General features: G+C 70.4%; 6 protein-coding genes. 1 reads left to right on the forward strand and 5 read right to left on the reverse strand.

The window, feature by feature from the left end; translation table 11 throughout:
* The 3 genes from QOL99_RS12865 to QOL99_RS12875 all read right to left on the reverse strand — a co-directional run.
* Window positions 1-989, reverse strand: a 989-nt coding sequence (locus QOL99_RS12865; protein ID WP_285524374.1) for an FAD-binding oxidoreductase, incomplete at its 3' end; no start/stop codon positions are given.
* A gap of 277 nt (window positions 990-1,266) precedes the next feature.
* Complete coding sequence (glcF, locus tag QOL99_RS12870; protein ID WP_285524375.1) at window positions 1,267-2,544, reverse strand: glycolate oxidase subunit GlcF; 1,278 nt, start codon at window positions 2,542-2,544, stop codon at window positions 1,267-1,269.
* 66 nt (window positions 2,545-2,610) lie between these two features.
* Window positions 2,611-3,423: a pyruvate, water dikinase regulatory protein gene (locus QOL99_RS12875; protein WP_285524377.1), complete on the reverse strand. Its 813-nt coding sequence runs from the start codon at window positions 3,421-3,423 to the stop codon at window positions 2,611-2,613.
* Window positions 3,424-3,659: 236 nt separating this feature from the next.
* Between QOL99_RS12875 and ppsA the strand changes: the two genes are divergently transcribed.
* Window positions 3,660-6,029 (forward strand): phosphoenolpyruvate synthase, encoded by a 2,370-nt coding sequence (ppsA, locus tag QOL99_RS12880; protein ID WP_285524378.1) that lies wholly within the window; start codon window positions 3,660-3,662, stop codon window positions 6,027-6,029.
* A gap of 130 nt (window positions 6,030-6,159) precedes the next feature.
* Here ppsA and QOL99_RS12885 read toward each other — a convergent pair whose 3' ends face one another.
* Both QOL99_RS12885 and QOL99_RS12890 read right to left on the reverse strand, forming a co-directional pair.
* The gene (locus QOL99_RS12885; protein ID WP_285524382.1) at window positions 6,160-7,365 is read right to left on the reverse strand and encodes a branched-chain amino acid ABC transporter substrate-binding protein; all 1,206 of its coding nucleotides are present in this window, start codon (window positions 7,363-7,365) and stop codon (window positions 6,160-6,162) included.
* Between the two features lie 74 nt (window positions 7,366-7,439).
* Window positions 7,440-7,645 (reverse strand): DinB/UmuC family translesion DNA polymerase (locus tag QOL99_RS12890; RefSeq protein ID WP_456318861.1); only part of this gene is annotated, 206 nt, incomplete at its 5' end.

Genomic DNA, 7,645 nt, shown 5'->3' on the forward strand with positions numbered 1-7,645 from the left:
GCGGCCTCGGCGTCGGTGGCCGCGCGGCGCACGGTGCCCCCGGCCTCCCGGCAGGCGGCCTCCACCAGCGTCCGTTCCTCCTCCACCGTCTCCAGATCGTCGCCGTCGGTGTCCACCAGCAGCACGGCCCCGGCGTCACGCGGCAGCCCCAGGGCGAGGTAATCCTCCACGGCGCTTACGCAGGCCTGATCCATGAATTCCAGCTTGGCGGGCACGGCCCCGGCCGCAATCGCCCGGCTGACGGCCTCGGCGCACCCGCCCACCTCCGGGAAGCTCGCCAGCAGGGTCCGGGTGTACTTCGGCGGGGGCGTGAGGCGCAGGGTGGCCTCGGTGATCAGGCCCAGCGTGCCCTCCGAGCCGATCAGCAGCCCGGCGAGGTCGTAGGCGTCGCGGGTCAGTTCGTGGACCTCGCCCTCCGCGTCCACGAATTCCAGCGCCCGCACATAGTCGCCCGTCACCCCGTACTTGAAGCACAGCGGCCCGCCCGCGTTCTCGCCGAGGTTGCCGCCCACCGTGCTGGTGCGGAAGCTGGCCGGGTCGGGGGGGTAGATCAGACCGTGGGGCCGCGCCGCCTCGGTCACGCTGAGGGTCACCACGCCCGCCTGCGCCCGCGCCTCGCGCCGCCCTGGAAAGACTGCCAGCCGGGTCATGCGGGTAAAGGAGATCACCAGCCCGGTCTGCATGGGCACCGCCCCGCCGCTGAGGCCACTCGCCGCCCCGCGCCCCACGACCGGCACGCCCGCCGCCCGCGCCGCCCGCACCGCCGTCACCACGTCCGCCGTGGATTCGGGCAGCACGACCGCCAGCGGCGTCTCGCCGAACTGGATCGCGTCGTAGCGGTAGTTCCGGCGCTCGGAGAGGCTGGAGAGGACTTTCCGGGGGCCGAGGGTCCGGGTCAACTCGGCGGCGAGCGGATTGTCGGGCGTGCCGCCAGAGCGGGGTTTGGGGGCGCGGGAACCAGGGGTGAGGGCGGTCTTGCGGGGGGTCATGGGCGGCCTCTGCTGGAGAAACCCCTCCGACCCCTTCGGGGCCACCTCCCCTTAGAGCATTGGACAGAATGACGGCCCCCGGGGAACGGCGCCCCAGGGGCCTCCATTCTGCCCAATGGTCCTGTCCCATTCGCTCGCTCTGCTCGGCCCACGAATGCGGAAACCCACCGCCTTCTTATGGCAAATGCTCTAGAAGGGAGGCTTGAAACCTGGTTGTTTGGCTCCCTTTTGAGGGGAGCTGTCGGCGTAGCCGACTGAGGGGTCACCCGCAACAGGTTCACAGCTCCCCCCGGTAAGCCAGGTCCAGCACCTCGACCGTGTGCAGCACGGGCACCCGGCTCCCCTGCCGCCGGGTATGACTCCCAATCTGCGTGTGGCAGCCGATATTCCCGCTAGCGATCAGGTCGGGGGCAGTGGAGAGGATGTTCCGCGCCTTGCGGACGCCGAGTTCGTTCGCCAGCTCCGGCTGTTCGAGGTTGTACGTCCCCGCCGAGCCGCAGCACAGGTCGCCTTCGGGCACCTCCAGCACCGTCACGCCAGGAATGGCCCGCAGCAGCTCGCGGGGCGCGGCGCGGACGCCCTGCGCGTGGGCGAGGTGGCAGGCGTCGTGGTAGGCGACGGTGAGGGGGCGGGACGTGGGAAGGAAGGGTTCGAGGTCCCCGCCGTGCAGCAGCCCCGCCAGGAACTCGGAGAGGTCCTGCACCTTCGCCGCGAAAGCCTGTGCTTGGCCCTCGTCCGGGAGGCCGTGCAACACCACCGGGTATTCCTTGAGGCCCGCGCCGCAGCCTGCCGCGTTGGAGAGAATCGCGTCGTACTCGCCCGGGTCGAAGGCGGCGAGGTTCTGACGCACCAGCCGCAGGGCCTCGTCGCGGGCGCCCGTGTGCAGCGCGGCGGCTCCGCAGCAGCCCTGGCCTGCCGGGATGACGACCTCGATGCCGTTGCGGGCCAGGACCCGGAGTGTGGCGGCGTTGAAATTGGGCGTCAGCGCCTGCTGGGCGCACCCGGCGAGCAGGGCCACCCGGCCCCGGCGTCTGCCCTTCGCGGGCGTGACTTCCGGGCTGGGTTGCATCGCCGGAACGCGCTCCGGCAGCAGGTCCAGCGGGGCACGCAGCGCGGTGGGCAGCAGCGGAGAAAGCGGCTTGACGTACTGACCGACCCTCGCCGCCACGCTGAAGACCGCCGGGGCGGGGAGGATCTTCAGGATGCCCGCCCGCTTGGCCCGGTCCAGCGGCGAGCGCTCGCGCCCCGGCTCGCTCCAGCCGCGAAAACTGGTGATCAGTTCGCCGTAGGGCACCCCGCTGGGGCAGGCGGTCACGCACGCCTGACAGCCCAGGCAGCGGTCGAGGTGGGGGGCGGCGTCCGCGAGGGGCAGCGTGCCCTCCAGCACCTCCTTCATCAGCACGATGCGCCCGCGTGGGGAATCCATCTCGTCGCCGAGCAGCGCGTAGGTGGGGCAGGCGGGCAGGCAAAAGCCGCAGTGCACACAGGCGTCGACCGCGTGCGCCATCACCTCGCCCTGCGGCCCCAGGGCGGGGACCGGGATGTCGTGCTGCATGGCAGAAAGCTAGCAGCTTTCAGCGGTCCGTCATCAGTCCCAGACCACTGAAGGCTGACCCCTCCCCTACCCCCGCCGAAGCTGCGCCAGAATCCCCGCCGCGATCTCCTCCACGCTGGCGCTGGTGGTGTCGCGCACCGGGATGCCCACGCGGGAAAAGAGGCGCTCGGCCCGCCGGACCTCGTGCTCGCACTGTTCGAGGCTGGCGTAACGGCTCGCGGCCTTGCGCTGGGTGCGGATGGCGTGCAGGCGGCGGGGGTCGATGGTCAGGCCATAGAGCTTGGCGCGGTGCGGCTCCAGCGGGACAGGCAGCGCCTCGCGCTCGAAGTCGTCTTCCGCCAGGGGATAGTTGCTGGCGCGGACGCCGTGCTGAAGCGCCAGAAAGAGGCTGGTGGGGGTCTTGCCCGCCCGCGAGACGCCGACCAGGACCACGTCGGCCAGGCCGTACTGACGGTCACCCAGGCCGTCATCGGTGGCGAGGGCAAAGTCGAGGGCGTCCATCCGGGCGACGTAGCCTGCCTGGTCGTGCATGTCGTGAAAGCGGCCCACGCTGCGGGCGGCGGGCACGCCGAATTCCTCCTCCAGCGCACCCAGGCCGGGCCCGAGCAGGTCGAAGACGCGGGCCGGGGCCGACTCCAGTTCGCGCAGGGCCGCCGGATCGGTGATGGTCGTGAAGATCAGCGGCCGCTCGCCCTGTGCCGCCAGCGCCGCGACCTCCCGCGTGACCTCCCGTGCCATTTCCAGCGTGGCGACAAAGGACCGCTGCACGTACCGCAGCGGCTGGTCCGGAAAGTGCGCCAGCAGGGCGCGGGCGGTGTTCTCGGCGGTCAGACCGGTGTGGTCCGAGACGATCAGCACGGTGCGGGAGGGCCGGGTCATGCGGTCAGCGTGACATGCCGGGCGGGGGCCGTGTCTGCGGGGCCTGGGGCTGTGCAGGACTGGGTCTGTGCAGGGCTCTGCCCGCCCGGGCCGTGTCCGTGCGGGCCCGTCCCCCTGGCGAGGACGCCCCCGCTGTGCCCGCCGGGGTAAGCTGGGGAGGTTCCGCAGCACCAGTTTTCACACACCAACCCCCGCCGCTTCCACACCGGGGAGCCTCACCAGAACGGAGAACGCGCATGGACATGATTCGCTGGTTCCAGACACTAAGGATGACGGACGTGGAGGTCGTGGGCGGCAAGAATGCCTCCATCGGCGAGATGATCCAGGGCCTCGCGGGGGCGGGGGTGCGGGTGCCCGGCGGCTTCGCCACCACCGCCGACGCCTTCCGCGCTTTCCTGACCCAGAACGGGATCGAGGAGCGCATCAACGCCCGCCTCTCCGCGCTGGACACGAACGACGTGGTGGCCCTCGCGGACGCCGGGCGCGAGATTCGCGGCTGGGTAGAGGGGGGCGGGCTGCCCGCCGAGCTGGAGGCGGCCATCCGCGAGGGCTACGCGCAGCTTGCCCAGGAGTCGGGCGGGCTGGACCCCGACGTGGCCGTGCGCTCCAGCGCGACCGCCGAGGACCTCCCCGAAGCCTCCTTTGCCGGGCAGCAGGAGACCTTCCTGAACGTGCGCGGCATCGATTCGGTGCTGCACCATGTCCGGCTCGTCTTCGCTTCCCTCTACAACGACCGGGCGATCTCCTACCGGGTTCACCACAACTTCGAACACGCGGACGTCGCGCTCTCGGCGGGGGTTCAGCGGATGGTCCGCACCGACCTCGGCGTCAGCGGGGTAGCCTTTACCCTGGACACCGAGAGCGGCTACCGGGACGCGGTGCTGGTGACGGCGGCGTATGGACTGGGGGAACTCGTCGTGCAGGGGGCGGTAAACCCCGACGAGTACTTCGTGTACAAGCCCGCGCTGAAGGCGGGCAAGCGGGCGGTGCTGCGCCGCACCCTGGGCAGCAAGGCCCGCCGGATGGTCTATGCGGAAGGCGGCGGGGTGGAGTCGGTGGACGTGCCGGAAGCGGAGCAGCGGCGCTTCTGCCTGTCCGACGAGGACCTGACCGAACTGGCCCGGCAGTGCGTGACCATCGAGGAGCACTACGGGCGCCCGATGGACATCGAGTGGGGCAGGGACGGACGGGACGGCCAGATTTACATCCTCCAGGCGAGGCCCGAGACGGTGCAGAGCCGCAGCGGGCGCACGCTGGAACGCTTCGAGCTTCAGGGCCAGGGCGACGTGCTCGTCGAGGGCCGCGCCGTCGGCAACCGCATCGGCTCCGGCGTGGTGCGGGTGGTGCGGGACGTCTCGCAGATGGCGCAGGTGCAAGACGGCGACGTGCTCGTGGCCGACATGACCGACCCCGACTGGGAACCGGTGATGAAACGGGCCTCGGCCATCGTCACCAACCGGGGCGGGCGCACCTGCCACGCGGCGATCATCGCGCGGGAGCTGGGGATTCCGGCCGTGGTGGGGACCGGGAACGCCACCCGCGAGCTGGAAAGCGGGGCGCGGGTTACCGTCTCCTGCGCCGAGGGCGACACCGGCTACGTGTACGCGGGCGAACTGCCCTTCCGGGTCAACCGCGTCGAGCTCGACGCCATGCCCCCCGTCGCCATGAAGATCATGATGAACGTGGCCTCGCCCGACCGCGCCTTTTCCTTCGCGGCGCTCCCCAACGAGGGCGTCGGCCTGGCCCGCGTCGAGTTCGTGATCTCCAACGTGATCGGGATTCATCCCCGCGCGCTGCTGGATTACCCGAACGTGCCGGATGACGTGCGGGCGCAGATCGAGGAGAAGACCGCCGGGTACGCCACCCCGCGCGACTTCTTCCGCGAGAAATTGAGTGAGGGCGTGGCGACCATCGCGGCGGCTTTCGCGCCCAAACCGGTGATCGTGCGCCTCTCGGATTTCAAGAGCAACGAGTACGCCCACCTGATCGGCGGCCCCGCCTACGAGCCACACGAGGAAAACCCGATGATCGGCTTCCGGGGGGCTTCCCGTTACCGCTCGCCCGACTTCGCCGCCGCCTTCGCGCTGGAGTGCGAGGCGATCCGCGAGGTCCGCGACGGCATGGGCCTAAAAAACGTGCAGGTCATGATTCCCTTCGTCCGCACGGTGGGCGAGGCGCAAACCGTGATCGAGGTGCTCGCCCGCAACGGGCTGAGGCGCGGCGAGAACGATCTGAAGATCATCATGATGTGCGAGATTCCCTCGAACGCGATCCTGGCCGACCAGTTCCTGGAGCACTTCGACGGGTTCTCCATCGGGTCCAACGACCTGACGCAGCTCACGCTGGCGCTCGACCGCGACTCCGGGCTGGTGGCTGACCTCTTCGACGAGCAGAACGAGGCCGTGCTGATCCTGATGGCTCAGGCCATCGCGGCGGCCAAGCGCGCCGGGAAGTACATCGGCATCTGCGGGCAGGGCCCCAGCGATCACCCGGCGCTGGCCCAGTGGCTGATGGACCAGGGCATCGACTCGGTGAGCCTGAACCCGGATTCGGTGCTCTCGACGTGGCTGGCGCTGGCGGGCGAGCCGGAGGCGGCGCGGGCCTGAGCGCGTCCGTCTGAATCGGAATCTTCGAAGCCCCGCCAGAGAGGACGGGGCTTCGGGCTATGCCAGAAGTGGGGGCAGCTCCGCGAGGCGGCGCACGGCCCGGACGGCGGTGCAGAGTTGCCTCCCCGGTTTACTTCAGCGTGGCGGGATCGATGATCTGCACCTTGGCGACCTGGGGCTGAAGCACGTTGTCGAACCTCATCACCAACAGGCGCGACCGCTCGCGCTCGCCCGTGGCCGTGAACCCGATGGCGCCCGTGACGGTCGAGCAGGCGGCCTTGTCGCTGGTGAAGCAGGCGGGCAGGTTGACCTTGCGGACCGCCGCGCTGACCTGGGCGCGGGTAGCCACCCCCTTGCCGCCCGCCGCCCGGATGGCCGAGAGCAGCGTGTTGGTGGCGTCGTAGGCGTACACGGACAGCCCCTCGGGCCGGGCCTTGTAGGCGGCCTGATACCGCCCACTGAAGGTCAGGCTGTTGGAAAAAGCCTTGACCGGCCCGAACACGGTGGTGTAGACCACGCCCGCCCCGGCGATCCCCGCCTGCTTGAGAAAGGCGCTGGAATCCAGGCCGTCCCCGCCCATGAAGGTCGTGGTGATGCCCCCGGCCCGCAGCGCCTTGACCAGATCGGCCCCGACGTCGTAGGTGCCGCCGAAGTACACCACGTCCGCGCCGCTGGCCTTGACCTTCCTGACCGCGTCCGCGATCTGGGCGGGGGTCGAGACGCCGATGTAGCTGGGCACGGCGACCTTGCGCTTTTTCAGCGTGCCCATCAGGACCTTGCTCAGGCCGTTGCCGTAGGCCGTGCTGTCGGAGACGACAAAGACCGATTTGGCCTTCAGCTCGTCGGCGATGTAATTGGCCGCCGCCACGCCCTGTGCGCCGTCCGGGGACACGACGCGGCTGAAATGCGTCCAGCCGTGAGTGGTGAGCAGATCGTTGGTGCTGCCGGGCGAGATCAGAGCGAGCCTGGCAGATGCGAAGCTCTGCGCCAGCACGTTGGACACGCTGGAGTTAAAAGCTCCCACGACCCCCAGAATGCTGGAGTCGGCCAGCAGTGTTTTGGCGAGCGACTTTGCCACCGTGGCCGAGGCCTGATCGTCGAAGGGCACCAGCACCAGCTCATGCCCCAGCGCCCGGAAGGCCGCCGCCTGCTCCGCGACCGCCAGCTCGGCCCCGCGCCGCATCTCGGTGCCGAAGCCGCTCACGTCGCCGCTCATCGGGCCGACCACGGCGACCTTGAGGGTGGCCGCCTGGGCTGCCCCGGCCACCAGCCCGGCCAGCAGCAGCGCGGAGACGGCGAGGCCCTTCCCTTTTCCCTTCCCTTTCACCCTTTGCATAATTCACGGTAGTCATGCGGGATAACAACGCTCTTACAGGCTGGGAGCCGGGCCGGGAAGCGCCCTGACCTCCCCTACTCCCCGAACAGTGTCGGCGGCGGCTCGGTGGGTGGCCCCAACCCGGCGGCGGTGATGCCCACCAGCCGCACGCCCCGGGTCCCCATCAGCTCGGCGGTCACGAGACGGGCGGCGGTGCGGGCCAGGGTCGCCGCGTCGCGCACCGGATGGGGCAGCGTCACCCGGCGGGTCACCACCGAGCGGTCGTCCAGCCGCAGCTTCA

This window comes from Deinococcus rhizophilus (genome assembly GCF_030271215.1).
Classification (GTDB): Bacteria; Deinococcota; Deinococci; order Deinococcales; family Deinococcaceae; genus Deinococcus; species Deinococcus rhizophilus.